The organism is Kribbella sp. NPDC000426, from assembly GCF_040300265.1.
In the GTDB taxonomy this organism is placed as follows: Bacteria; Actinomycetota; Actinomycetes; order Propionibacteriales; family Kribbellaceae; genus Kribbella.
Genome location: NZ_JBEPDK010000008.1, coordinates 279019 through 304328, shown reverse-complemented (window position 1 = coordinate 304328; position 25310 = coordinate 279019). Strand labels below are relative to the sequence as shown.

At 68.0% G+C, this 25310-nt stretch carries 21 protein-coding genes and 1 tRNA gene; 4 read left to right on the top strand and 18 right to left on the bottom strand.

The window, feature by feature from the left end:
* Positions 1–5: 5 nt before the first annotated feature.
* The 7 genes from ABT313_RS35985 to ABT313_RS35955 all read right to left on the bottom strand — a co-directional run bounded on the left by ABT313_RS35985 (position 6) and on the right by ABT313_RS35955 (position 7571).
* On the bottom strand, positions 6–722 hold the full coding sequence (locus ABT313_RS35985) for an ABC transporter ATP-binding protein (RefSeq protein ID WP_350863220.1): 717 nt from the start codon (positions 720–722) through the stop codon (positions 6–8).
* A complete protein-coding gene (locus ABT313_RS35980; RefSeq protein WP_350863217.1) occupies positions 719–1666 on the bottom strand; it encodes an ABC transporter ATP-binding protein in 948 nt (315 codons plus the stop codon). Before ABT313_RS35980 ends, ABT313_RS35985 begins: the two co-directional genes overlap by 4 nt.
* The gene (locus ABT313_RS35975; protein WP_350863214.1) at positions 1663–3378 is read right to left on the bottom strand and encodes a branched-chain amino acid ABC transporter permease; all 1716 of its coding nucleotides are present in this window, start codon (positions 3376–3378) and stop codon (positions 1663–1665) included. Before ABT313_RS35975 ends, ABT313_RS35980 begins: the two co-directional genes overlap by 4 nt.
* A complete protein-coding gene (locus ABT313_RS35970; RefSeq protein ID WP_350863213.1) occupies positions 3375–4691 on the bottom strand; it encodes a branched-chain amino acid ABC transporter permease in 1317 nt (438 codons plus the stop codon). Before ABT313_RS35970 ends, ABT313_RS35975 begins: the two co-directional genes overlap by 4 nt.
* An 84-nt stretch (positions 4692–4775) precedes the next feature.
* Positions 4776–6017: a branched-chain amino acid ABC transporter substrate-binding protein gene (locus ABT313_RS35965; RefSeq protein WP_350863210.1), complete on the bottom strand. Its 1242-nt coding sequence runs from the start codon at positions 6015–6017 to the stop codon at positions 4776–4778.
* Positions 6018–6197: 180 nt separating this feature from the next.
* Complete coding sequence (locus tag ABT313_RS35960; RefSeq protein WP_134098654.1) at positions 6198–6779, bottom strand: ANTAR domain-containing response regulator; 582 nt, start codon at positions 6777–6779, stop codon at positions 6198–6200.
* 18 nt (positions 6780–6797) lie between these two features.
* Positions 6798–7571: a transcriptional regulator gene (locus ABT313_RS35955; RefSeq protein ID WP_350863207.1), complete on the bottom strand. Its 774-nt coding sequence runs from the start codon at positions 7569–7571 to the stop codon at positions 6798–6800.
* A gap of 71 nt (positions 7572–7642) precedes the next feature.
* Here ABT313_RS35955 and ABT313_RS35950 point away from each other — a divergent pair.
* Both ABT313_RS35950 and ABT313_RS35945 read left to right on the top strand, forming a co-directional pair.
* A tRNA-Leu gene (locus ABT313_RS35950) sits at positions 7643–7718 on the top strand.
* Between the two features lie 36 nt (positions 7719–7754).
* Positions 7755–8450: a transcriptional regulator gene (locus ABT313_RS35945; RefSeq protein WP_350863204.1), complete on the top strand. Its 696-nt coding sequence runs from the start codon at positions 7755–7757 to the stop codon at positions 8448–8450.
* 294 nt (positions 8451–8744) lie between these two features.
* Here ABT313_RS35945 and pyk read toward each other — a convergent pair whose 3' ends face one another.
* The 4 genes from pyk to gltB all read right to left on the bottom strand — a co-directional run bounded on the left by pyk (position 8745) and on the right by gltB (position 17870).
* Positions 8745–10196: a pyruvate kinase gene (pyk, locus tag ABT313_RS35940; protein WP_350863200.1), complete on the bottom strand. Its 1452-nt coding sequence runs from the start codon at positions 10194–10196 to the stop codon at positions 8745–8747.
* A 99-nt stretch (positions 10197–10295) separates the two neighbouring features.
* Entirely contained in the window at positions 10296–11846 is a 1551-nt protein-coding gene (locus tag ABT313_RS35935; protein WP_350863197.1) for a metallophosphoesterase family protein, read from the bottom strand.
* Between the two features lie 19 nt (positions 11847–11865).
* The gene (locus ABT313_RS35930; RefSeq protein ID WP_350863194.1) at positions 11866–13332 is read right to left on the bottom strand and encodes a glutamate synthase subunit beta; all 1467 of its coding nucleotides are present in this window, start codon (positions 13330–13332) and stop codon (positions 11866–11868) included.
* Positions 13332–17870 (bottom strand): glutamate synthase large subunit, encoded by a 4539-nt coding sequence (gene gltB, locus ABT313_RS35925; protein WP_350863191.1) that lies wholly within the window; start codon positions 17868–17870, stop codon positions 13332–13334. Before gltB ends, ABT313_RS35930 begins: the two co-directional genes overlap by 1 nt.
* 251 nt (positions 17871–18121) lie before the next feature.
* Between gltB and ABT313_RS35920 the strand changes: the two genes are divergently transcribed.
* Entirely contained in the window at positions 18122–18940 is an 819-nt protein-coding gene (locus ABT313_RS35920) for a phosphotransferase (RefSeq protein WP_350863188.1), read from the top strand.
* On the opposite strand, the gene ABT313_RS35915 is transcribed toward ABT313_RS35920, so the two are convergent.
* Positions 18877–19659 (bottom strand): protein kinase family protein, encoded by a 783-nt coding sequence (locus ABT313_RS35915; protein ID WP_350863184.1) that lies wholly within the window; start codon positions 19657–19659, stop codon positions 18877–18879. The two genes, ABT313_RS35920 and ABT313_RS35915, sit on opposite strands and share 64 nt — an antisense overlap.
* A 26-nt stretch (positions 19660–19685) precedes the next feature.
* Here ABT313_RS35915 and ABT313_RS35910 point away from each other — a divergent pair, with 26 nt between their 5' ends.
* Positions 19686–20708, top strand: coding sequence for a 1-aminocyclopropane-1-carboxylate deaminase (locus ABT313_RS35910; RefSeq protein WP_350863181.1), 1023 nt, complete (start codon positions 19686–19688; stop codon positions 20706–20708).
* Here the strand turns inward: ABT313_RS35910 and ABT313_RS35905 are convergent, their stop codons facing one another.
* The 6 genes from ABT313_RS35905 to ABT313_RS35880 form a co-directional block, all read right to left on the bottom strand.
* Complete coding sequence (locus tag ABT313_RS35905; protein WP_350863178.1) at positions 20709–21536, bottom strand: hypothetical protein; 828 nt, start codon at positions 21534–21536, stop codon at positions 20709–20711. It abuts the gene before it with no gap.
* Between the two features lie 81 nt (positions 21537–21617).
* Positions 21618–22343: a VIT1/CCC1 transporter family protein gene (locus ABT313_RS35900; protein ID WP_350863175.1), complete on the bottom strand. Its 726-nt coding sequence runs from the start codon at positions 22341–22343 to the stop codon at positions 21618–21620.
* On the bottom strand, positions 22336–23418 hold the full coding sequence (gene lgt, locus ABT313_RS35895; RefSeq protein WP_350863172.1) for a prolipoprotein diacylglyceryl transferase: 1083 nt from the start codon (positions 23416–23418) through the stop codon (positions 22336–22338). The genes ABT313_RS35900 and lgt overlap by 8 nt, the downstream gene beginning before the upstream one ends.
* 64 nt (positions 23419–23482) lie before the next feature.
* Positions 23483–24178: a DsbA family protein gene (locus ABT313_RS35890; protein WP_350863169.1), complete on the bottom strand. Its 696-nt coding sequence runs from the start codon at positions 24176–24178 to the stop codon at positions 23483–23485.
* Positions 24175–24654, bottom strand: a complete 480-nt coding sequence (locus tag ABT313_RS35885) for a MauE/DoxX family redox-associated membrane protein (protein WP_350863167.1) — start codon at positions 24652–24654, stop codon at positions 24175–24177. The genes ABT313_RS35890 and ABT313_RS35885 overlap by 4 nt, the downstream gene beginning before the upstream one ends.
* Positions 24651–25307, bottom strand: a complete 657-nt coding sequence (locus tag ABT313_RS35880) for an SCO family protein (RefSeq protein ID WP_350863164.1) — start codon at positions 25305–25307, stop codon at positions 24651–24653. Before ABT313_RS35880 ends, ABT313_RS35885 begins: the two co-directional genes overlap by 4 nt.
* Between the last annotated feature and the right edge of the window lie 3 nt (positions 25308–25310).

Below are 25310 nucleotides of genomic sequence, written 5' to 3'. Positions count from 1 at the left end.
AACTCTCAGTCCTCGCCCAGATAGGCCTTGCGGACCGAGTCGTTCACCAGCAGATCGCCGCCGGAACCCGACAGCACGATCTTCCCGACCTCGAGCACGTACCCGTAGTCGGCCCGCTTCAACGCGGCCTGCGCGTTCTGCTCGACCAGCAGGATCGTCGTACCCTGCCGCTGCAGCTCGGTCACCGTCGACATGATCCGCTTCATCATGATCGGCGACAGACCCATCGACGGCTCGTCCAGCATCAGCAGCTTCGGCCGGCTCATCATCGCCCGGCCCATCGCCAGCATCTGCTGCTCACCGCCGGAGAACGTACCGGCCGGCTGCTTGCGCCGCTCCCCCAGGATCGGGAACAGCTCGTACGCCGACTCCAGGTCGGTCTTCACGCCGCCCGGGTCCCGGCGCGAGAACGCGCCGAGCATCAGGTTCTCCTCGACCGACAGCCGCGGGAAGATCCGCCGGCCCTCGGGCGAGTGGGCCAGACCCCGGGTGACGATGTCGTGCGCCGCCACGTGGTCGATCCGCTCGCCCTGGAACCAGATCTCGCCGCCGGTCGGCCGGAGCAGACCGGAGATCGTCTTCAGCGTGGTGGTCTTGCCGGCGCCGTTGGTGCCGATCAGCGACACCACCTGCCCCTGCTCCACGGTGAAGCTGATCTTCTTCACCGCCTGGATCTTGCCGTAGGCAACTTCCAGGTCCTTGACCTCGAGCATCGCGGTCATGACGTCTCCTCCCCGGCGGCCGGGTCCTGGACGTCGTCCTGGACCTCGTCCTCGTCGTCCTCGCCGGTGCCGATGTAGGCCTCGATCACCCGCGGGTCGGACTGCACCTCGTCCGGGGTGCCCTCGATCAGGGCCTGCCCCTGGACCAGACACAGCACCCGGTCGCACAGGTTGAAGATGAACCGCATGTCGTGCTCGATCACCACGACCGACAGCCCCGAGTCCCGGATCTTGAAGATCAGGTCCATCGCCTGCCGGGTCTCCTGCGGGTTCATACCGGCCGTCGGCTCGTCCAGCAGGATGAGCTTCGGGTCGGTCGCCAGCGCCCGCGCGATCTCGAGCCGGCGCTGGTCGCCGTACGGCATGTTCCGGGCCAGGTGCTCGGTCGACCGGCCGAGGCCGACGAACTCGAGCAGCTCCTGCGCCCGGGCCCGGGTCGCCGCCTCCTCGCGCCGGAACTTCGGCCCGTGCAGCACCGAGGTGAGCGCGCCCGCGCTGGTCCGGCAGTACCGCCCGACCATCACGTTCTCCAGCGCGGTCATGTTCGCGAACAGCCGGATGTTCTGGAACGTCCGCGCCATCCCGGCCCGGACCACCGACCGCGGCTTGGGCGGCAACGGCGACAGCGGTGCAAGTGTCTGCACCGGTACGGCGTCGACCGTCTGCCCCTTCTTGGGCCGGACCGCCTTCGGTGCCTTCCGCGGCACGCCGGCGAACCGGACCTGACCGCTGGTCGGCTTGTAAAGACCGGTGAGGCAGTTGAAGAACGTCGTCTTACCGGCGCCGTTCGGGCCGATCAGACCGACGATCTCACCCTCGCGAACGGTCAGGTTGACGTCGTTCACCGCCAGCAGACCACCGAACCGCATGGTCACGCCGGAGGCTTCCAGGACCGGCTCGCCGATCGACCGCGAGGTCTCGGGCCGGGACTCGGTCACTGTCATTTCGCCTCCCCGACAGCCAGACGTTCCTCTTCCACTTCGACCGCCAGCTCTTCGTCCTCCTCGTGGAACTCCAGCTGCCTTCGTCTGCTCGCGACCAGACCCTCCGGCCGGAACCGCATCATCAGCACCAGCAGCAACCCGAACATCAGCAGCCGGTACTCCGAGAAGAACCGCAGCTTCTCCGGCAGCAGCTTCAGGATCGTTGCGCCGAGCAACACACCGGCGATGGTGCCCATACCGCCGAGCACGATCGCGGCGAGCAGGAACGCCGACTCGATGAACTGGTACTGGTCCGGGCTGACCGCGGCGTCCTGATGGGCCTTGATAGTGCCGGCCAGACCGGCCAGGAAGGCGCCGACCGCGAACGCGAGCAGCTTCAGCCCGAACACGTTCACGCCCATCGCCTCGGCGGCCTTCTCGTCCTCCCGGATCGCCACCCAGCCTCGGCCGATCCGGCTGTTGTTCAGCCGGGCGAAGACCAGGATGACGAAGCCGATCAGGATCAGCAGCAGGAAGTAGTAGTTCGAGAAGCGGCCCAGTTCGATGCCGGCGATATTGTGCTCGTCACCGAAGTTGAAACCGCCGATCTTCAGGTCCGGGATACCCGGGATGCCGTTCGGGCCGTTGGTCAGGTTCGGGCCGTTGTTGCCGTCCAGGTTGCCCATCGAGAACCGGAAGATCTCACCGAAGCCGAGCGTCACGATGGCCAGGTAGTCACCCGAGACCCGCAGCGTCGGCGTACCGATGATCAGGCCGAGGATCGCCGCGACACACGCGCCGACCAGCATCACGACCAGGAACGGCGGCTTCCATCCGACGGTGGCGAACGCCGAGTTCGACAGCACCGCGGCCGTGTAGGCGCCGGCGCCGAGGAACGCGATGTAGCCGAGGTCGAGCAGACCGGCCAGGCCGACCACGATGTTCAGGCCCATCGCGGTCGCGCCGAAGATCAGCACCTGGTTCGCGATCGACATGTTCGCGTCCGACCCGTTCTGCGTGAACGGGAACAGGAACGCCACCACGAACGCGGCCAGCGTCAGCACGTTGCGGTGCCGCTGTCCGACATGACCGACGAAGCTCATCACACCGGTCCGGAACAGCGCTGTCGCCACCACGGCGATGAACACCAGACAGAGGATGAACGACCAGGCATCCTGCAGGCCGAGTGCGTACGCCGCGGCGAACAGCACCGCGGCCATCAGCACCGCGATCGTCAGGATCTCCGCCCAGCCCGGCAGTCTGGCCTCACTCATGTCCCGCAGCTGCCGCAACGGCAGCAACCAGCCCGAGACCGCGATCAGCACGGCGCCCACGAGTGAGATGTACCCGCCGGGGTTGACGTTGATCAGGCCGTCGGACTCGGTGCCGATGGCAACCAGGATCAGCACCATGTAGAGCGTCAGCCCGGCACCGAGGGTCCGGATGCCCACCGTGGCGTCCAGCCACGCACCCAGCTTGGTCAGCGGGCCCTTCTCGGCCAGCAGCAGCACCAGCGCGAGCAGTGCGCCGATGATCGTGAGGATCTGCAGGCCGCCCGGGTAGAAGTTGATCGACAGGTCGTTCAGGATCTGGCCGTCGTAGCTCCAGGACAAGAACGATCCGACGATCAGCAGCACCACGCCGGCGATGCCCAGCGGCCACGCCATCGGGTGGCCCGGCTTGCCGGCCGGCGCTTCCGTTGCCTCCGGCACCGGAGTCTTCACATCCGTCATGCGCGGTCCACCACCCTCGCGCCGAGCAGGCCCTGCGGCCTGAAGACCAGAACCAGAATCAGGATGACGAAGGCCCACACGTCCTTCCACGTACTCCCGCCGAACTGACCCGGGATGTACTGCGTGGCCATCGCCTCGACGACACCGAGCACGAGACCGCCGACGACGGCGCCGTACACGTTCCCGATACCGCCGAGGACGGCCGCGGTGAACGCCTTCAGACCGGCCAGGAAGCCCATCCGGAAGTCGATGTTGTTGTTCTGCAGGCCCTGCGAGACGCCCGCGATCGCCGCGAGCACCGCACCGAGGGCGAACGCGACCACGATGATCCGGTCGACGTTGATACCCATCAGCCGGGCGGTGTCCGGATCCTGCGACACGGCCTGCATACCGCGGCCGAGCCGGGTCCGGTTGATGAAGAACCACAGCAGCCCGGCGCAGACCACGAGCGCCGCGACCGTGAAGATCGCGGACCGCTGGATGGTCACGCCGCCGACCTGCAACGCAGTACCCGTCACCACGTCGAGCTGCGGGAACGGGATGCGCTGCTTCGCGCTCGGCCACTCGACCTTGTTGATGAACTCCTTGAAGACGATCCAGCCGATCTCCGCGGACAACGCGGACGCGACAGCCGTGGCAGCCACGGCCTGCACGGTGATCTGGACCCGCGCGCCCTTCTTCGCGGCCCGGCCGGCCAGTACGCCGACCCCCGTGCCGATGACGGCGCCGCCGACGATCGCGGCGACGACGTACAGCGCCGTGACGTCGGGGTCGATCAGGCGTACGACGATCCACACCACGACGGCGCCGACCGCGGCACCGAGCAGCGGGGCCCGGTCGTTCCACTTGGACACCGGGTGGTTCAGGTTGACCTTGGCCAGCCGCGAACCGACGACGTACCCGATGGCGATCGCCAGACCGGCGAACACCACCGCGGTCCAGCCCGGACGCTCGTAGAACAGGCGGATGAACTCCTGCAGGAACACCGAGATGCCGATCGCGGTGATCAGCGGCGCCAGGCGTGGCGCGTTCCGCAGGGGACGGTACGCGACACGTTCCATCGACACCGCGGTACCGACCGACGCGATCATCGCTCCGATGATCATGATCGGCAGGATCCACACGCTGGTATCGCCGTTGAAGAACAACAAGTAGGTGGTCAGCGCGCCGAACGCGCCGATCATGAAGACCTCGCCGTGGGCGAAGTTGATGAGCTGCACGATGCCGTAGACGACGGTGTAACCCACCGCGATCAAGGCGTACAGCGAGCCCAAGGTCAGCCCGTTGACGAGCTGCTGGAAGAACTGGTCCACGTCGACCTCCCATCTGCCTCGGTTATGACACGCCACGGGGGTGGGAGGATCGCTCCCACCCCCGAGACATGAGGTCGACTTCGCTTACTTGTCCTCGAACGCCTTGGTCTCGACGGTGGCCCACTTGCCGCCGGCAACCTTGTAGACGGTCAGCACCTTGGACGTGGTGTCGCCGTACTGGTCGAACGAGACCTTGCCGGTGACGCCGTCGAACGAGACCTGGCTCATCGCGTCGACCGTCGCCTGACGCGCGGACTCGACGTCCTTGGCGTCCTTCAGCGAGGTCTTCAGCGCCGCGATGATCGCGTTGGCCGCGTCGAAGGAGTAACCGCCGTACGCCGCGTACGGCTCCTTGTAGTTCTGCGCGTTGTAGTCGGAGACGAACTTCTTCGCCGACTCCAGCGAGTCCACCGGCGCGCCGACCGAGGTGGCCAGGTCGTTGTCGGAGGTCTTACCGGCCAGGGTGATGTACTTCGGGTCGAAGATACCGTCGCCGCCCATCAGCGGGACGTTCAGACCGGCGGCCTTCATCTGCTGCGAGAGCGGACCGGCCTGCGGGTACTCACCGCCGTAGTACACGGCCTGCGGGTTGGACGGCTTGATCGCGGAGATCACGGCCTGGTAGTTCGAGTCGTCCGGGTTGATGGTCTGGGCCGCGACGACCTGACCGCCGAGCTTCTTGAACTCCTCGGTGAAGGTGCCGACCAGACCCTGGCCGTACGCCTTCTTGTCGTGGATCGTGGCGACCTTGGTGATCTTCGCGGTCTCGTACAGGTACCGGGCCGCGAACGGGCCCTGGACCGCGTCGGTCGTGCAGGTGCGGAAGTACGTCTTGTACGGCCGCTGCGGTGCGGTCTGCCAGTTGGCGCCCTGGGTCAGGCCCGGGCCGGTGTTGGCCGGCGAGACCTGGACGATGTTCTTCGGCGCGAGCACCGGCTGGACCTGCTGGCTGACGCTGGTGTTCAGCGTGCCGACCACACCGATGACGTCGGGGTCGCCGGCCAGCGCGGTGGCGGCGTTCTTACCCGGGTCCGGCTTCGCCTCGTCGTCCTTCGGCACGACCTCGAGCTTCCAGCCCGGGATCGCGTTGGAGTCGTTGGCCTGCTTCACGGCCAGCTCGACGGAGTGCTGGATACCCAGACCCAGGGCCGACAAGTCTCCGGACAGCGGCGCGATGACGCCGATCTTGGCGGTCTTCGTCGAGCCCCCGGAGCTCCCCCCGGAGTCGTTGCCACTGCGTGAGCCGCAGGCAGTCAGGGCCAACGACGCAACGATCAGCGACGCGCCGACCCTTACTACGGAACGCTGGTGCACTGTTCCTCCCATGTCTGGATAGTCCGGCAGATCTCCGGACTCCCGCGTTTGCCGCGAGCATCCGCAGGTTAGACCTCGGGCGGCTCTCCAGGCGATGTGACAGAGCGTGTGTTGTGAGGTCGTTACAGCGGTAAGCAGCATGGGTTGGAATGGTTGCTGTACCACCGCCCAGGGCGGTGAGCGGAGAGTGATTCAGTCGCTACTGCCAGCCTCGTCAACGACCAACTGCGCGACCTGGCGCATCGAAACTCTTTTGTCCATTGCGGTTTTCTGGATCCACCGGAACGAGTCCGGCTCGGACAGCCCGAACTTGGTCTGCAGGATCGACTTGGCCCGGTCCACCAGCTTGCGCGTCTCCAGCCGCTCGGCCAGGTCCGCGACCTCGCGCTCCAGCTCGGCGAGCTCGACGTACCGCGACGCGGCGATCTCGATCGCAGGCAGCAGATCGGCCTTGGAGAACGGTTTCACCAGGTACGCCATCGCGCCGGCGTCCCGCGCCCGCTCGACCAGCTCCCGCTGCGAGAACGCGGTCAGCATCAGCACCGGCGCGATCCGCTCGCCCGCGATCTTCTCCGCCGCGCTCAACCCGTCCAACTTGGGCATCTTCACATCGAGGATCACCAGATCCGGCCGCTGCTCCTCGGCCAGCCGGATCGCCTCTTCCCCGTCCCCCGCCTGCCCGACGACGTCATACCCCTCTTCCGCGAGCATCTCAGCCAGATCCATCCGAATCAGAGCCTCGTCCTCAGCGATCACCACACGCTTAGCAGTCACGCCCACACCTTAGCGACCTCACCCCTTGGCCCCCACGAACCCGTCCAACACTGCGACAGCTTCCTTCCGACTGACCGCGATCGCGTTGCGCCTGGGCTGCCGCCAGGCGATCCCCAGCAGGTCCAGCGCATCGGTGAGAATCTTGCGAATATCCTCGGACTCGTTCGAGAACATGTACCGGACGTAGTAGTACCGCTTGCCCGTCGCCGGCTTGCTCGCCCAGTTCACGAACCGGCACCCGTCCGAGTGGAACAACCCCCGCAACAACTGTTCGGGGTACTTGGCAACTATCTCCAGCTGCCACTCCACCAACTCGATCTTCCGCAAATGCTTCCGCCCCGGCCCATGCTGCGGAAACAGACAAGGCCAGTGCTTCCACCTCGCCTCGACCCGGATCGCGCCTTGTCCTCCACGGAGGCAAGGGCTCGCAGTCGGCTTCACCCGCTTGACGGTCTCCGCGATCTCATGATTGAGCTCGACGTACCTCGCGTCGTTGACGATCTGCAACGTGAACACGCCACGCCGCGCACGGGCGATCGATCCGTCCCCTAGATACCACCCCAGCAGCAATGCATAGGCCTCTTCATCCAACTCAGCGCCGTCGCACCTCGGGCACGGCGTTCCCTGAAACCCTGTCCCCCGCGGCAACCCCCGCCGCTGATACAGCCGCCGCCACCGCCGGATCGTCTTGATCGCAACACCATGCTGCGCGGCGTTCGCCCGATCACTGAATCCGGCATCGGACATCCGCAACGCCGAGTCGACCGTCTCCTGCGACCTGATGTGAGGCATGCTCAATCCTCCGCGACGGCACCGACAGTTTCGGCCCAGCGACCTTGATGCGCTAAGCTTCTGCGAGCCGAGCCCTGGTACTCCAATTTCGGCAGAGAGGGCGGATTCAAAACCCGCACAGTGTGGGTTCGAGTCCCACCCAGGGCACAAAAATCTGTCGGCGGCGGCCGCGATTCTCTTCTCATGTACGACGGGGAGACGCGGTCGATCGCACTCGCGGCGATCGGTGCCGGCGAGAGTCTCAACTCGATCAGCAAGCGCCTCGGGGTGAGTCGAGCTACGCTCCGTGACTGGCGCGACCGACCGGCACGTACGCCGTACCCGAACGATTGTCCCGTGTGCGCGAACGGGAAGCTGCCGCCGGCGCCGTACGCGCATCTGCTGGGGTTGTATCTCGGCGACGGTTGTCTCTCGAAGCACCGGCGAGACGTCTACGCCTTACGCATCGCTTGCGACGACGCCTATCCGAGACTCATCGACGAAGCAGCCTCCGCGGTAGCCGACGTCCACCCGGCTCGTCCAGTCCATCGTGTGCAGGCCGTCGGCTACACCGCCGTACTGTCCTACTGGAAACACTGGCCCTGCCTGTTCCCCCAGCACGGCCCCGGCCCCAAGCACCGCCGCAAGATCGAACTCGCGCCGTGGCAACAGCAGATCGTTGCCACCCACCCTGAACTCTTCCTCCGCGGCCTCTTCAACTCCGACGGCTGCCGAATCACCAACTGGACCACCCGCACAGTCCGCGGCGAGGTCAAACGCTACGAGTACCCCCGCTACATGTTCTCCAACGAATCCCCCGACATCATGCACCTCTGCCAGCAGTCCCTGAACCAACTATCCATCCCCTGGCGCATGCCCGCCCCAACGCCCTCTCCGTAGCCCGCCGCCCAGCAGTAGCCCACCTAGACACCTTCATCGGCCCAAAGTCCTAGGCAGACCAACCGCAACCTCCGGTCATCCACGCCGAACCCGTCCAGTCCCCGAGCCCGTGCACTTCGCCTCGCGCTTGCCCTGCACGAGCCCCAGCGAGCCGGCGGCTGCTCAATCGAGCCGGCCACATCTCTGAGATCTCTGTTTGTTTGTTGTTCTGCATGAGTCGAGGCGGGCGGTCAGGTGACCGTCCGCCTCGAGCACATCTCTAAATGTTCTTTGCTTTTGTGCTTGTTCGGAGCCCTACGGGTTCTGGCTGCGGTAGGCGGGGGCTATTCCTTCGATGGCGTCGCCCATGCGGTGGACTCGGAGGGCGTTGGTGGAGCCGGGGATGCTGGGCGGGGAGCCGGCGACGATGACTACCAGGTCGCCCTTCTGGAGTTTGCCGAGTTCGAGGAGGCGCTGGTCTACCTGGCGGACCATCTCGTCGGTGTGTTCGACGGTCGGGACGATGTGCGTCTCGATGCCCCACACCACGCTCAGCCAGGAGCTGACCGACGGGACGGGCGTGAAGGCGAGCAGCGGTACTTCGGTGCGGTACCGCGCCAGCCGCAGCGCCGTGTCACCCGACTGGGTGAACGCGATCAGGTACTTCGCGTCCAGCCGCTCGGCCACGTCCGCGGCCGCCCGGGCGATCACGCCGCCCTTGGTCTTCGGCTCCCACTCGATCGCCTGGACCCGGCTGAGGCCGTGCTCCTCGGTGGACTCCACGATCCGCGCCATCGTCTTGACGGTCTCGATCGGGAACCGGCCGACGCTGGTCTCGCCGGACAGCATGACGGCGTCCGCGCCGTCGAGTACGGCGTTCGCGACGTCGGAGGCCTCGGCCCGCGTCGGGCGCGGCGCGGAGATCATCGATTCGAGCATCTGGGTGGCGACGATGACCGGCTTCGCGTTCAGCCGGGCCTGGTCGATGATCAGCTTCTGGACCAGCGGGACCTCCTCGAGCGGGAGCTCCACGCCGAGGTCGCCACGGGCCACCATGAACCCGTCGAACGCCTCGATGATCTCGTCGAGGTTGGCGACCGCCTGCGGCTTCTCGATCTTGGCGACGACCGGGAGCCGCAGCCCCTCCTCGTCCATGATCTTGTGCACGAGCTGGATGTCGGCCGCGTCCCGGACGAACGACAGCGCGATCATGTCGGCCGGCAGGTGCAGGGCCCAGCGCAGGTCCTCGATGTCCTTCTCGGACATCGCCGGCACGCTGACCGCGACACCCGGCAGGTTGATGCCCTTGTGGTTCGACACCGGGCCGCCGACGGTGACCCGGCAGACCACGTCGGTCTCGGTCACCTCCTCGGCCACCAGCGCGATCCGGCCGTCGTCGATCAGCAGCTGGTCGCCCGGCCGCACGTCACCCGGCAGGCCTTCGTACGTCGTCCCGCAGATGGTCTGGTCGCCCGGCACCTCCCGGGTGGTGATCGTGAAGCGTTCGCCGTAGGTCAGCGTTGCCTTGCCCTCGGCGAACTCGGCCAGCCGGATCTTCGGGCCCTGCAGGTCGACCAGGATGCCGACGTTGCTTCCGGCCTCCGCCGCTGCGGTGCGGATCCGCTGGTAGATGCGCTCATGCTCGGCATGGGCACCATGGCTCAGGTTGAGCCTTGCGACGTCCATACCTGCTTGGACGAGTTCCAGGATGCGCTCCGGGGCGGCCGTAGCCGGGCCGAGCGTACAAACGATCTTTGCGCGACGCACGTCACAAAACCCTACTCCTGCAAACCACTGTGCCCGCTGGTCCACCCCCGTTACTGGACAGTTAACACCTCGTGACAACTGCCGGCAGAGCCTGAATCGTCAAGAACCCAAGGGGTTGTAGGCCCCGACGGTCACATCGCCGCTGGGTTGCGCGGTGACCGTCTGCAGGCCGACCGGCAGCCCGTTCTGGTACGTGATGAGGGTGACCTCACCCGGTTTCCGCAGCGTGTAGCCGAGCGCGAACGCGTACGCCGCTCCCCCGGTCGTCCCGTTCGTGTACGTCGTGACCTCGTGCTCGCCGACCGCCCGGGTCGTGGGACCGACCTGCCGGTGCAAATGACCGGACAGCAGCAGCGACGCACACCCGCGCTCGGCGGTGGCGGCGAACGAGGACGGGTCGTGCACGACCATCGTCGAGATCCGCTTGTCCTCCGGCTGGTCGCAGGCGACGTCCGCGAGCCGCTCCGACTGGTGCTCGATCGTCTCGTCCCCCGGGGTGTCCGCGCTCCCGAGGCCGGTCTTGGTCGGGTCGCTGTCGCCGAGGAACCGGATCCCTTCGACCTCGACCGACTTGCTGTCGAGCACAGTGAACCCGCTCTTGCGCATGAATTCCTCGACGTGGCCGCCGGCGTCGTGGTTGCCCGCCACCGCGACAACCTTGAAGTCCTTGAAGTGCTGCCGCAGCGAGTTGATGCTGAACGCTTCCCAGCTCTGCCCTGACGACGTGTCGTCACCGGCGTCGATCAGCAGCTTGGCGCCGCCGGCCTTGGCCACCTCGGACGCGAACCCGTCGATCCCGATGTTGTCGTGCCGGTCCGACACCAGCAGGGCGACCTTCTGCTCCTTGCCCGGCTGATGGATCTCCGGCGCGACGTCGGCGACCCGGTTCTTGAGCCGGCCGTACAGCTCGGTGGACTTGCGATACGTCTCGGTCAGTGTCCGGATGATCCCGACGCCGCCGGTCGTGGAGAAGCCGGACGCGACCTCGACCTTCTTCAACCGGTCGTCGAACGACATCTCCGGCAGCAGCTTGAACAACGGCTGCCACTGCGTCGGCGGTACTTCGGCCGGCCGCATCCGCCCGGGGCCGTAGATCGACGCGATCGTGATCAGCATCGCGACCAGTACGACGATGGCGCGGTGCTCGAACCGGCGTTCGTGCCGGTGGACCAGGTGCCACAGCTCTCGCCGGCGACGTACGCCGAGGGCCGTCCACAGCGTCGCGACCACGACGACCACGAGCAGGCCGGTACCGGCTCCGGCGACCGCATTGTCGACGGCCATCTGCTGGATGACCTGCTTGATCTGCCCGATCTCACCGTCGGGCTGGGACGCGATCAGCGTGTCGCGGGTGAGCAGCTCGGTGAGATTGTCGGCGTCGGTCTCCTGTACGTCGATGTTGACGCCGATCTTGCCCGGCGTGTCCGCCGGGATCCGCAACCGCGGAAGTACCGCGCCGAGGTCGAGCGTCGCGTACCCGTCGAAGGTGGGCGACACGGTCGCCGCGTGCGCGCCGATCGTGACCCGCTCGGAGTCGTTCACGAACCCGAGCAGGCCCACCACGACCGTCGTCGCCGCGAAGAGCAGGCTCAGCGCGGCCCACGGCGCCATCGCCCTGAGCCGCGCTTTCGTCACCAACCGCCCGACCACAACTACAACCTAGCGAAACTCACACGGCGAGCGGGCGTGCTGTCGGCGGGATCGGGGTCGGCAGGGTGGACGAACCGGTGAGGTGGGTGTCCACGCCGTTGGCGCAGGAGCGGCCCTCGGCGATGGCCCAGACGATCAGCGACTGACCGCGACCGGCGTCACCGCAGGCGAAGACGCCCTCGACCGAGGTCTGGTAGTCCTTGTCCCGCTTGACGTTGCCGCGCTCGTCGAGTTCGACGCCGAGCTGCTCGAGGAAGCCCTCGCGCTCCGGGCCGAGGAAGCCCATCGCCAGCAGCACCAGCTGCGCCGGGATGGTCCGCTCGGTCCCTTCGACCGGGTTGAACCGGCCCTCGGCGAACTCGACCTCGACCAGCTTCAGCCCCGAGACGTTGCCGTCGGCATCGGCCTCGAAGTTGACGGTCGAGACGGCGTACACCCGGTCGCCGCCCTCCTCGTGCGCGGACGCGACCCGGTAGATCATCGGGTACGTCGGCCAGGGCTGGTGACCCGGACGGTCGTCGCCCGGCCGCGGCATGATCTCCAGCTGGGTCACCGTGCGGGCGCCCTGCCGGTGGGCCGTACCGAGGCAGTCGGCGCCGGTGTCGCCGCCGCCGATGATCACCACGTCCTTGCCGGTCGCAACGATCTGGTCGTCGACGGTCCCGCCGAGCGCGACCCGGTTGGCCTGCGGCAGGTACTCCATCGCCTGGTGGATGCCGCCGTACTCACGACCCGGCACGGGCAGGTCGCGGGCCGCGGTGGCCCCGGTCGCGATCACGACCGCGTCGTACCGCTGCTTGAGCTGGGTGCCGGTCACGTCCACGCCGACGTTCACGCCGGAGCGGAAGACCGTGCCCTCCTCCTTCATCTGCTGGATCCGGCGGTCGACCTGCAGCTTCTCCATCTTGAACTCGGGGATGCCGTACCGCAGCAGGCCGCCCGGGGTGTCGGCGCGCTCGTAGACCGCGACCGTGTGCCCCGCACGGGTCAGCTGCTGGGCGGCGGCCAGACCGGATGGACCGGAGCCGACGACCGCGATCGTCTTGCCGGTCAGCCACTCCGGCGGCTGGGGCCGGACGTCGCCGGTCTCCCAGGCCTTGTCGATGATCGCGACCTCGACGTTCTTGATCGTCACCGGGTCCTGGTTGATGCCGAGCACGCACGACGTCTCGCACGGCGCCGGGCAGAGCCGGCCGGTGAACTCCGGGAAGTTGTTGGTCGCGTGCAGCCGCTCGATCGCGCTCGACCAGTCGTCGCGCCAGACCAGGTCGTTCCACTCCGGGATCAGGTTGCCCAGCGGGCAGCCGTTGTGGCAGAACGGGATACCGCAGTCCATACAACGGCCGGCCTGCTTGGTGATGATCGGCAGCAGCGCCTTGCCCGGTCCACCGGGGTAGACCTCTTTCCAGTCCTGCTTGCGTTCCTCCACCGGCCGCCGGTCGGCGACCTCGCGCGGGGTGGTCAGGAATCCCTTGGGATCAGCCATCAGATGGCCTCCATCATCGCTCGCGTGGTGGCGTCCTCGTCCAGCCCGTCGCGCTCGGCGGCCGCCTTGGCCGCCAGCACCCGGGCATAGTCGCGGGGCATCACCGTGGTGAACCTGGCGGCCGCGGCGGGCCAGTCGGCGAGCAGCTTGGCCGCCCGTTCCGAACCGGTCTCCTCGAAGTGCCTGCGGACCAGGTCGTGCAGCAGTTCGGACTCGTCCGTGGTGACCGGGTGGAGATCCACCAGTTCCGGGTTCACCAGGGCGTGGTCCAGGTCGATCACGTGGGCCACGCCGCCCGACATGCCGGCCGCGAAGTTCCGGCCGACCGCGCCCAGTACGACGACGCGCCCGCCGGTCATGTACTCGCAGGCGTGGTCGCCGACCGACTCGACGATCGCGGTCGCACCGGAGTTCCGCACGCAGAACCGTTGCCCGACGCCGCCGCTGATGAACAGCTCACCCGACGTCGCGCCGTACGCGATCACGTTGCCGGCGATGATCTGGTCGGCCGCGTCGAACCGGGCGCGCCGGTCCGGGCGGATGACCACCCGACCGCCGGACAGGCCCTTGCCGACGTAGTCGTTGGCGTCACCCTCGAGTCGCAGGGTGACCCCGCTCGGTACGAAGGCGGCGAACGAGTTGCCGGCCGAACCGGTGAAGGTCAGGTCGATCGTCCCGTCGGCCAGGCCGGCCGCGCGGTACCGCTTGGTGATCTCGTGGCCGAGCATCGTGCCGACGGTGCGGTTGACGTTGCGGATCGCGAGCTGCGCCCGGACCGGTTCGCCGTTCTCCAGCGCGGGCCGGCAGATCCGGATCAGCTCGTTGTCGAGCGCCTTGTCCAGGCCGTGGTTCTGCTCGACGACCTGGTGCCGCGACGCGCCGTCCGGCAGCGACGGCACGTGCAGGATCGGCGTCAGGTCGAGACCGTCGGCCTTCCAGTGGTCGACCGCGCGCTGCACGTCCAGCACCTCGGCGTGGCCGATGGCCTCGTCCAGGCTCCGGAATCCCAGCTCGGCAAGGTATTCCCGGACCTCCTCGGCGATGAACTCGAAGAAGTTCACGACGAACTCGGGCTTGCCGGAGAACCGCTCCCGCAGTACCGGGTTCTGCGTGGCGACGCCGACCGGGCAGGTGTCGAGGTGGCAGACCCGCATCATGATGCAGCCCGACACCACCAGCGGCGCGGTCGCGAAACCGAACTCCTCGGCGCCGAGCAGCGCCGCGATGATCACGTCCCGGCCGGTCTTCAGCTGTCCGTCGGTCTGTACGACGATGCGGTCGCGCAAACCGTTCAGCAGCAGGGTCTGCTGCGTCTCGGCCAGACCCAGCTCCCATGGACCGCCGGCGTGCTTGAGCGACGTCAACGGCGCCGCGCCGGTGCCGCCGTCGTGACCCGAGATCAGTACGACGTCCGCGTGAGCCTTGGAGACACCCGCGGCGATCGTGCCGACGCCGACCTCCGCCACCAGCTTCACGTGGATCCGTGCCGCCGGGTTCGCGTTCTTCAGGTCGTGGATCAGCTGCGCCAGATCCTCGATCGAGTAGATGTCGTGGTGCGGCGGCGGCGAGATCAGGCCGACACCCGGTGTCGAGTGCCGGGTGCTCGCAACCCACGGGTACACCTTCGGGCCGGGCAGCTGCCCGCCCTCGCCGGGCTTCGCGCCCTGCGCCATCTTGATCTGGATGTCGTCGGAGTTCGTCAGGTACTCCGCGGTGACGCCGAAGCGGCCCGAGGCGACCTGCTTGATCGAGCTCCGCCGCGACGGGTCGTACAGCCGGTCGGGGTCCTCGCCGCCTTCACCGGTGTTCGACTTGCCGCCGAGCTGGTTCATCGCGATCGCCAACGTCTGGTGCGCCTCCATGCTGATCGAGCCGTAGCTCATCGCACCGGTGGAGAACCGCTTGACGATCTCGCTGACCGGCTCGACCTCGTCGATCGGGATCGGCTGCCGGTCGCTGCCGCTCTGCTGATCCTTGAAGCCGAACAGGCCGCGCAGCGTCATCAGCCGCTCGGACTGCTCGTTCACCCGCGACGTGTACTGCTTGAAGATGTCGTAGCGACCGGTCCGGGTGCTGTGCTGCAGGCGGAACACCGTGTCCGGGTCGAACAGGTGCGGCTCGCCCTCACGGCGCCACTGGTACTCGCCGCCGATCTCCAGCTTGCGGTGCGCGGGCAGGATCCCGTCGGCCGGGTACGCGCGCAGGTGCCGGCGACGTACCTCCTCGGCGATCTCGTCCAGGCCGACGCCACCGATCCGCGACGACGTACCGGTGAAGTAGATGTCGACGAGGAACGGGGAGAGCCCGTTCGCCTCGAAGATCTGGGCGCCGGTGTACGACGCGACCGTCGAGACGCCCATCTTCGACATCACCTTGAGCACACCCTTGCCGAGCGACTTCACCACGTTGCGGACCGCCTGCTCGGGCTCGATGCCGGGCAGGTAGGTGCCGCGCCGGCACAGGTCCTCGACGGACTCCAGCGCCAGGTACGGGTTGATCGCGGCCGCGCCGTACCCCATCAGGAGCGCGACGTGGTGGACCTCCCGGACATCACCGGCCTCGACGACGAGACCGACCTGCGTACGGGTCTTCTCCCGCACCAGGTGGTGATGGACCGCGGCGGTCAGGAGCAGCGACGGGATCGGCGCGCTGTCCGCGTTCGAGTGCCGGTCGGACAGCACCAGGATGCGGGCGCCGTCGTTGATCGCGGCGCTGGCCTCGGCGCAGATCTCGTCGAGCCGGGTCCGGAGCGCGGTGCCGCCGTTCTCCACGTCGTACACGCCGCGCAGGACCGTGGTGGCCAGCCCGGGCATGTCGCCGTCGAGGTTGATGTGGCGGATCTTGGCCAGCTCGTCGTTGGTGATCACCGGGAACGGGATCACCACCTGCCGGCAGGACGCCGGGCTCGGGTTGAGCAGGTTCGACTCCGGGCCGAGGGACGAGGACAGCGAGGTGACGAGCTCCTCGCGGATCGCGTCCAGCGGCGGGTTCGTGACCTGGGCGAACAGCTGCGCGAAGTAGTCGAACAGCAGCCGCGGCCGGTCGCTCAGCACCGCGATGGGCGTGTCGGTGCCCATCGAGCCGATCGGCTCGGCGCCGGACTTCGCCATCGGGGTGAGGATGACGCGCAGCTCCTCCTCGGTGTACCCGAAGACCTGCTGGCGCCGGGTGACCGACGCGTGGCTGTGGACGACGTGCTCGCGCTCGTGCAGGTCCTCGAACCGGATCAGTCCGCCGTGCAGCCACTCGTCGTACGGGTGCTCGGTGGCCAGGGCGTTCTTCACCTCGGCGTCGGTGATGATCCGGTGCGCGTCGACGTCGACCAGGAAGATCCGGCCCGGCTCGAGCCGACCCTTCTCGGTCACCGTCGCCGGGTCGATGTCCAGGACACCGGCCTCGGACGCGAGGACGACGAGGCCGTCCTCGGTCACCCAGTAGCGCGAGGGGCGCAGGCCGTTGCGGTCGAGGACCGCGCCGACCTTCGTACCGTCGGAGAAGACCACCGACGCCGGGCCGTCCCACGGCTCCATCAGCGTCGAGTGGAACTCGTAGAACGCGCGGCGCTTCGGATCCATCGTGGCGGCGTTCTCCCACGCCTCCGGGATCATCATCAGCATCGCGTGCGGCAGCGAGCGGCCGCCGAGGTGCAGGAGCTCGAGTACTTCGTCGAAGGACGCGGAGTCCGAGGCGCCCGGCGTACAGATCGGGTAGAGCTGCTCGAGGTCACCCGGGATCAGGTCGCTCGACAGCAGGGCCTCGCGGGCGCGCATCCAGTTGCGGTTGCCCTGGACGGTGTTGATCTCGCCGTTGTGGGCGATGTACCGGTACGGGTGGGCCAGCGGCCAGGACGGGAACGTGTTCGTGGAGAACCGGCTGTGCACGATGCCGATCGCGGATGCGAGGTCGGGGTCGGTCAGCTCGGGGAAGAACTTGTCCAGCTGGTCGGTGGTGAGCATCCCCTTGTAGGTGATGGTCCGGCCGGACAGCGACGGGAAGTAGGTCTCGGTCTCCTTCTCGGCGCGCTTGCGCAGCCGGAACGCCATCCGCTCCAGCGCCAGGCCGAGCACGCGGCCCGCCGTCGCCGTCACGAACAGCTGCTTGAACGTCGGCATCACCGAACGCGCGGTGGCGCCGAGCAGGTCGGGCGTGGTCGGGATGTCCCGCCAGCCGACGACGCTCAGCTGCTCTTCGGCGGCAAGCTCCTCGATCCGGTTGATCGCCTTCGCGGCGTCGTCGGGATCGGCGGGCAGGAACGCGATACCGGTCGCATAGCTGTGCGGTGCGGGCAGTTCGAACTCGCACACCTTGCGGTAGAAGGCGTCCGGGACCTGCAGCAGGATGCCGGCGCCGTCGCCGGAGTCCGGTTCGGCGCCGGACGCGCCGCGATGCTCGAGATTGCGCAGGGCGGTCAAGGCCTTGGCCACGATGTCGTGGCTCGGTTCACCGGTCAGGGTCGCGACGAAGGCAACACCACAAGCGTCGTGCTCGTGCTGCCCGTCGTAGAGTCCCTCGCTCGGGAATGGGGGGCGACCATACATTCAGGGGCTCCCGTCGTCCTACGGTCAAATACAACTGGCCGCGGGACAACATTGGCCCAAGCCGGGTGTCCCGAGACTACCTCATGACGCCCACCAGATGGACTTCCCGTCCACCGCGCAACGCCTTGATGACCCACAGTAAGCAAGCGCTCACTACTAGCCTCCCATCTTCCCAGCCCACCGCCTCCGCAACCACCCAAGCCGTCTGAAATTCACCTGTTGAGACCACGAGATCCTGATAGGCCGTTGCTATGCCCTGGAAGCCCTCCCCCGACTGGCGACCCCTCACCTCCGGCACCGGCCAGGCCACCGGCGGCGTCTGGCTCACGCCAGACGGCCAGGTGGTCAAGCGCCTGCTGCCCGGCGTGGAGGATCCACGGCACCACGCCTACTGGGAGCGCCAGGCGCTGGTAGCCGAGTCCGGTGTGGTCGCCGGTACGCCGGGGCTTCGCGCGCCTGCCTGTTTGGGGGTGGAGCGTGACGCGGCGGGGATCACGCTGCGGATGGAGTACACGCCTGCCGCCTCGTGGACTGGAGAGGCTCTGGCCGAGGCTCTGGGGCGGTTCGCAGGCTGTTGTGTGGCTGAGCCGGTCTGGGGTGCTCGGGACGTGTTGCGGGACCGTCTGCGGACCGTAGAGCTGCGGGGTGGATGGACTGCGCTGACCCGAGCCGGCTTGAGTTCTCCGGCGATCGAGGAGCTGTGGGTACGGCGGGAGCCCGCGCTGGCGGTCCTGGACGGACTCCCGCGGGTGCCCACACACGGGGACGCGCATCCGGTGAACCTGCTCGGCCGAGACGGCGACGACGTGCTCGCGATCGACTGGGAGCAGTTCGGGCTGGGTCCTGCCGGGTTCGATCTCGGCTATCTGACGCTTGCGGTCCGGACGCCGCTGGACGACCTCGTGGCCGCACACGGTGGCGACGTACGGCGTGGGGCCGCGCTGGTCGCGGCCTACACCGGAGTCTCACGAGCCGCGTGGGCCCTCACACAGCCCGACCCCGGTGATCACGTCCAACGGTTGGGTTCGTTGTTGGCGGTCGTGGATGAGGCAGCTAGCCACGCCTCGTAGAAGGCCGGGTACGTCGGGAACCTGGTCGTCGTCGCGTGCTCGAGAACGGCGTCCAGCGCGGGAGGTGGCTCCGGCAGGAGAACCCGGGCGGCGCGGGCCATGACGTATGCCGTTGTGCGGGTGTCGATGGCGGCGCCCAGGGTGAGTTGTTCAGGGGCCATGAAGCGGGTAGAGCCGAACATGCGGCCCATGGTGTTGTGGTGCGGCCCGCGGACATAGGTGTCGAGGTCCATGACGGTGAGGCGGCGGCTCGTGAAGTTGTAGATCATCGCGCCGTCGTACAAGTCGCCCTCGACCCAGCCTGCGCCATCGAGCTCGGCGTGGAGTTCGTAGAGGGTGTTGAGCGCGCTCAGGATCTCCTCCGTCGGGAGGGACCTGAAGCGTTCGAGCGCCGGGCCGAGGAGGTCGCCGTCGCGCCAGTCGTAGACGAGGAGCGGTCCGGCCGGTGACTCGACCAGCGCGTGCAGGGTCGGCAGGGCGCGATGCGTGACCGAGTATGCGAGTTCGGCAGCGTTGCGGAGGAGAGTCACCCGTCCTTCGAAGTCCAGGTACGGCCGGGTGTCCGTGGGGTCGCCGGCGGTTTTGACGAAGTACCTGGCGTCGGCGGTCTGTACGCCGTACGAGACGTTTCCGGAGTCCTGGGCGGCGAAGCGGGTGAAGATGGTGCCCAGGTGGTCGAGATAGGCGGCCGGGGGGATGTCGATCGCGCCGGGGAACATCCTGTTGACCCTAGTGGAGGAACGCCATGGCACTGAGTGATTTTCCGCGGTATCCGTTGCTGTTCGGGGCTAGCCCGGTGCATCCGTTGGAGCGGTTGTCGGGGTATCTGGGTGGGGCGCAGGTGTGGGCCAAGCGGGAGGACTGCAACTCGGGGCTTGCGTACGGCGGGAACAAGACGCGCAAGCTGGAGTACCTGGTCCCGGACGCGCTCGCCCAGGGCGCCGACACGTTGGTGTCGATCGGCGGGTACCAGTCGAACCACACCCGCCAGGTCGCCGCGGTCGCCGCGAAGGTGGGGCTGAAGGCGGTACTGGTCCAGGAGAACTGGGTGAACTGGCCGGATGCGCTCAACGACCGGGTCGGCAACATTCTGCTCAGCCGGATCATGGGTGCCGAGGTGCGGCTCGACCCGGCCGGGTTCGGGATCGGGTTCAAGGACAGCTGGAAGCAGGCGCTCGAGGACGTGCAGGCCCGCGGCGGTACGCCGTACGCGATCCCGGCCGGCGCCTCGGACCACCGGCTCGGCGGGCTCGGGTTCGCGCAGTGGGCGTACGAGGTGGAGCAGCAGGAGCGCGAGCTCGGGGTCTTCTTCGACACGATCGTGGTGTGCTCGGTGACCGGGTCCACGCATGCGGGGATGATCGCCGGGTTCGCCGGGCAGGACCGGCCGCGGCGGGTGATCGGGATCGACGCGAGCGCCAAGCTGAAGGAAACGCGTGATCAGGTCGAGCGGATCGCGCGCGCGACGGCCGCGCTGATCGGGTTGGGGCGTGAGCTGCGGGACGACGAGATCACCGTGCTGGACGGGTGGGCCGGCGACGAGTACGGGATCCCGGTGCAGTCGACGCTCGACGCGATCCGGCTGACCGGGCAGCTCGAGGGGATGATCATCGACCCGGTCTACGAGGGGAAGTCGATGGCGGGGCTGATCGACCTGATCCGGAACGGCGACATCCCGAAGGACTCGACCGTCCTGTACGCCCACCTCGGCGGGCAGCCCGCGCTCAACGCCTACAGCGGCCTGTTCACCCAGTCGCAGCCGATCTGATCACCAGCCACCGGCGAAGAAGGATTCCAGGGCGGGTAGTGGATGGGCCGCGGTGGTCGCGTTCGCCACGACGATGACGGCCAGGGTCAGCGCCAGCAGCGGCACGAAGACGCCGTACGCCGCCAGCAGTCGCCTGGACCGTCGCTCCGCACGGTCCGCCCTCGCGAACCCCCGCCAGAGCAAGACCGACAGGACGACGAGCGCGAGGACCACCAGCGTGCCCTCGACGGCCATCACCGCGTGGAACTTGACGTAGTCACTGCGGATTACGTCGAGAGCGGGTGAGTTCTGGCCGTCAGCGAGGTGCTGCCTGACCTGGGCGAGGGTGTCCGGCAGCGGGCCTGAAGCCTTGGGGTTGCCGAACAGCATCGGGAGCAGGGAACCGAACGGCGCGGCCATTCCGTGGATGTTGGCCATGACGGCCGCGAGCGAGACCACGGCCAGAGCCGTGGACAGAACGCCGCTCACTGCCAGACCCGCGGCTCGGAGGCCACCGGTGCGGAGGAACGTTCGCCAGCTCAGCACGCCGAGGGCGATGAGCGCCGCCAGCAGCGCGGCGGCGAGCAGCGCCTTGGCTACGTGGTAGCGGAACCAGTAGTCGACGACCGGCTGGAGTTCGGCGCCGAAGTCGGCGTTGCCGGTCTGCCAGTACCCGACGAACGCGCTGCGGAAGGTCGCGATCAAGTTCGCCTCGCTACCGAGGCCGGCGGTCGCCCGGCTGCTCGCCAGCGCGGCGGGAGCCAGCACGAAGGCGACGACGAGTGCCGTGGTGGCGGCCGCGGCGGAGGTCAGCGCCTGCCACGGCCGGAGGAGGGTGGTCGAGGTCATGGGCACACGCTAGGCGGAGGCGCCTGGCGCGAACCATCACGCGAGATCGACTCTCGGGGTAGCGCCGGCGCTACCCCTTGGTCAGCCGATTCCGGGGCCGACGAGGGTGCCCACGAAGTAGGTGAGGGCGGCTGCGGCGGCGCCGAGGAGGAGCTGGCGGAGGCCGGAGTACCACCAGGAGCGGCTGGTGACGCGGGAGACGACCGCGCCGCAGACGAACAGGGCCGTGAGGGACAGGATCAGGGACGGTACGACGCTGCCCGCGCCGAACAGGTACGGCGCCAGCGGGATGAAGGCGCCGACCGCGAAGCAGATGAACGACGAGGCGGCCGCGATCACCGGGTTCGGGAGGTCGCCGGGGTCGATGCCGAGCTCCTCGCGGACGTGTTCCTCGAGGGCCTGGTCCGGGTTCGCGTGGAACTGCTTGGCGACCTTGCTGGCCAGGTCCGGGTCGAGGCCCTTCGCGCGGTACGTCTCGGCGAGCTCGATCTCCTCGTCGAGGGGGTGCTTCTTGATCTCCTTGCGCTCGACCTCGATCTCGGCGTGGGCGAGTTCGCGCTGGGAGGCGACGGAGGTGTACTCCCCCGCCGCCATCGAGAACGCGCCCGCGGCCAGGCCGGCCAGACCCGCCAGCACGATGAACTTCGAGCCCGAGCTGGTGCCGCCGTCCATGCCGGCGATCAGCGCGAAGTTCGACACCAGGCCGTCCATCGCGCCGAACACGGCGGGCCGGAGCCAGCCGCCGTTCACATCACGGTGCGTGTGGTCCCCGTGGTGCTCATTCGAAACCTGAGGCGTCTCAGTCACGAGACCCATCTGAATCGGCGCCGTTCTTCACGTCAACCTTCGGCTGCGGATTCGCCTCGGCAGCCGGCCCTCCGGCCGGCCCCGCCGAGCCGGCGGTGGAGTCACCAGCGGTTGTCCCGGAGGAGTCGCCGGTCGCGGTCGCGGGGTCTGCTCCCTCGGTGGAGGCGTCGGGCGCTTCGTCTGCGGGCGCGTCGGCGTCCGCCTTCGGTTCGCTCGGCTTGCCGGCGGCGGCGCCGGTGGTGATGTCTTCCTGGCCCGGGTATTTGCGGGCGCTGATGATGAACGCGGCGACGGCCAGGACGAACAGGATGAGGGCAGTCCAGACGTTCAGGCGGAGGCCGAGGAAGTGGTTCACGGTGTCGATGCGCATGTTCTCGATCCAGGCGCGGCCGGCGGTGTAGCCGGCGACGTACAGGAAGAAGGCGCGGCCGTGGCCGAGTTTGTAGCGGCGGTCGACGAGGATGACCAGGGCGACGACGCCGAGGTTCCACACCGCCTCGTAGAGGAACGTCGGGTGGAACGTGGCGAAGTCGGCGTACCCGGCGGGGCGGTGCTCCGGCGAGATCTCCAGGCCCCACGGCTTCGTGGTCGGGCGGCCGAACAGCTCCTGGTTGAAGTAGTTGCCGAACCGGCCGAACACCTGCGCCAGCGCGATCCCGGGCGCCATCGCGTCCGCGACCGCCAGGAACGGGACCTTCGCGCGCCGGCAGGCGATCCACGCGCCGAGCGCGCCGAACCCGACGGCGCCCCAGATCCCGAGCCCGCCGTGCCAGATCTTCAGCGCGTCGATCGGGTGCCGGCCCGCACCGAAGTACAGCTCGGCATCGGTCACCACGTGGTAGATCCGGGCACCGACCAGGCCGAACGGGATCGCCCAGAACATGATGTCCGCGAGCACCGGCGCGGACCCGCCGCGGGCCACCCAGCGGCGGCGGCCGAGCCAGTAACCGACGAAGATGCCGGCCAGGATGCACAACGCGTACGCGCGGATCGGAAGGCCGAGGACGTGCCAGACACCCTGGCTCGGGCTGGGGATGAACGCCGGAACCATCACGGCGGGAATCAGACTAGACATGGCAAGGGGGAACGCTACTCGACCCACCAGAGCACTGCCAGGAACGCACGGTCACGATGGGGCCTCAGCTTGCGACCGCGTCGACGGCGTTCTGCAGCCCGTCGGAGCTCAACTGGTCGGTCGGCAACTGCTTGCCGTTGACGTAAACCGTCGGCGTCCCGGTCACTCCGCGCTCGTCGGCCGCCTTGCCCACCGACTCCAGCCAGCCGGCGTAGGTGTTGTTCTGCACCGCCTGCTGGAACTTCTCGTCACCGACCCCGAGCTGCTGGCCGAGCTCGATCAGCTGGTCCGTGGTCCACGACTTCGAGAAGTCGCCGTACATCTCGTCGGCGAAGCTCAGCGCCTTGCCGTTCGCGGCGGCCGCGGCGAACGCGTTCGCCAGTCGCGGCGAGGCATCCGGGTTCACGAACTGCAGCGGCCAGTAGGTCAGCGTCGCCGTACCGTCCTGGACGAGCTTGTCGACGGTCGCGCCGGTCTGCTCCTCGAACTCCGCGCAGTGCGGGCAGCGGAAGTCGAGGTACAGGTCGATGTTGACCTTCGCGCCGGCCTTGCCGACCGTGACGCCCTTGCCCGACACACCCGGGCCGGTGATGACGGTTGGCTCCGGCCGGCCGTTCGAGCTGACCTCGACCTTGGAGTGACCGCGGTAGTACTGCACGCCAACCCCGCCGGCGAGTGCCAGGACCAGGACGATCACCACGACGATCCCGGGCGAGATCCTGCGCTTGTTCTGCTGCAGCAGCGGATTGGTGTTGCTCACGACGCGGTGGCTCCTTGCGGTCCTGGTGATTCGGATGCGACGGCGAACTTACTGACCGGGTTCAGCCACAGCCAGACGGCCAGCGCCAGCAGGCCGACGTCCCGCAGGATCTCCTGCAGGTACTTCGTCTGGCCCGCGGCCACCTGACCGCCGCCGCCGAAGCAGCCGCAGTCGATCGACAGCCCGCGCGCCCAGGCGGACGACACCGCGGCGATGAACACGATCATGAAAACACCCGCGGCGACGGCCGACGCGCGGACACCGAAGCCGACGATCAACAGCAACCCGATCGCGATCTCCAGGAACGGCAATCCCCAGCCGACCGGCTGCACCAGCGCCGACGGCAGCAGCTCGTACGCGCGGACCGCCTGGGCAGCCGTCTCCGGATCAGTGACCTTCAACGCACCGGCGACCAGCATCACAGTGCCCAGGACGAGCCGGGCGACGAGCGAGACCCACGGGAACCACACCTTCACTGGTTGTCCGCCACCAGCTTCCCGAAGTCGTGCGCCAGGTCGCCGATGGCCGCGTTGGACAGCCAGATCACGGTCGCCTTGTCGTTCTTCCCGAAGCCGATCACCTGCGCTCCGTGACCGACCTCGTACCCTCCGGAAGGAAGCTTCTGCATCCCTTCCACCGGTACGCCGACCGCCTTCGCCACGTCCTTGATCGTCGTCAGCGACCCGGTCAGCCCGGTGAACGACGGGTCGAACCGGTCCAGGTACTTGCGGATCACCGGACCGGTGTCGCGTGACGGGTCGGTGGTGATGAACAGCATCTGGATCTGGTCGCGCACCGGCTGGTCGAGCTTGGTCAGCGCGGAGGCAACGTCGGCCATCACCGTCGGGCACACGTCCGGGCAGTTCGTGTAGCCGAAGAACACCAGCGTGACCGGCTTCTTCGTCGACGTGACCAGGTTGAACGGGTTCCCGCCGGTGTCGGTCAGGGTGGTCGCGGGCATCGAGTACGGCTGGTCCAGGGTGGCGCCGCGCAACCCGTTCGGGTCCTGGCTGCTGCGGATGATCGCCCCGCCCGGATTGTCGGCCTTCTCCTGCTTGCCACTGCAGCCCGCGAGGGCGAGCAGAGCCACCGCGGCCAAGAGAAGAGCCGCGTTCTTGGTTCGACTCACGGC

Bases quoted from the DNA above. Each gene is read 5' to 3' on its own strand.
- gltB (WP_350863191.1), bottom strand. From the start codon at position 17,870: ATGTATGGTCGCCCCCCATTCCCGAGCGAGGGACTCTACGACGGGCAG.
- ABT313_RS35905 (WP_350863178.1), bottom strand. From the start codon at position 21,536: ATGACCTCGACCACCCTCCTCCGGCCGTGGCAGGCGCTGACCTCCGCC.
- ABT313_RS35945 (WP_350863204.1), top strand. From the start codon at position 7,755: ATGTACGACGGGGAGACGCGGTCGATCGCACTCGCGGCGATCGGTGCC.
- ABT313_RS35915 (WP_350863184.1), bottom strand. From the start codon at position 19,659: ATGTTCCCCGGCGCGATCGACATCCCCCCGGCCGCCTATCTCGACCAC.
- ABT313_RS35975 (WP_350863214.1), bottom strand. From the start codon at position 3,378: ATGACGGATGTGAAGACTCCGGTGCCGGAGGCAACGGAAGCGCCGGCC.
- ABT313_RS35980 (WP_350863217.1), bottom strand. From the start codon at position 1,666: ATGACAGTGACCGAGTCCCGGCCCGAGACCTCGCGGTCGATCGGCGAG.
- ABT313_RS35985 (WP_350863220.1), bottom strand. From the start codon at position 722: ATGACCGCGATGCTCGAGGTCAAGGACCTGGAAGTTGCCTACGGCAAG.
- ABT313_RS35930 (WP_350863194.1), bottom strand. From the start codon at position 13,332: ATGGCTGATCCCAAGGGATTCCTGACCACCCCGCGCGAGGTCGCCGAC.
- ABT313_RS35920 (WP_350863188.1), top strand. From the start codon at position 18,122: ATGCCCTGGAAGCCCTCCCCCGACTGGCGACCCCTCACCTCCGGCACC.
- ABT313_RS35965 (WP_350863210.1), bottom strand. From the start codon at position 6,017: ATGGGAGGAACAGTGCACCAGCGTTCCGTAGTAAGGGTCGGCGCGTCG.
- ABT313_RS35955 (WP_350863207.1), bottom strand. From the start codon at position 7,571: ATGCCTCACATCAGGTCGCAGGAGACGGTCGACTCGGCGTTGCGGATG.
- lgt (WP_350863172.1), bottom strand. From the start codon at position 23,418: ATGTCTAGTCTGATTCCCGCCGTGATGGTTCCGGCGTTCATCCCCAGC.
- ABT313_RS35910 (WP_350863181.1), top strand. From the start codon at position 19,686: ATGGCACTGAGTGATTTTCCGCGGTATCCGTTGCTGTTCGGGGCTAGC.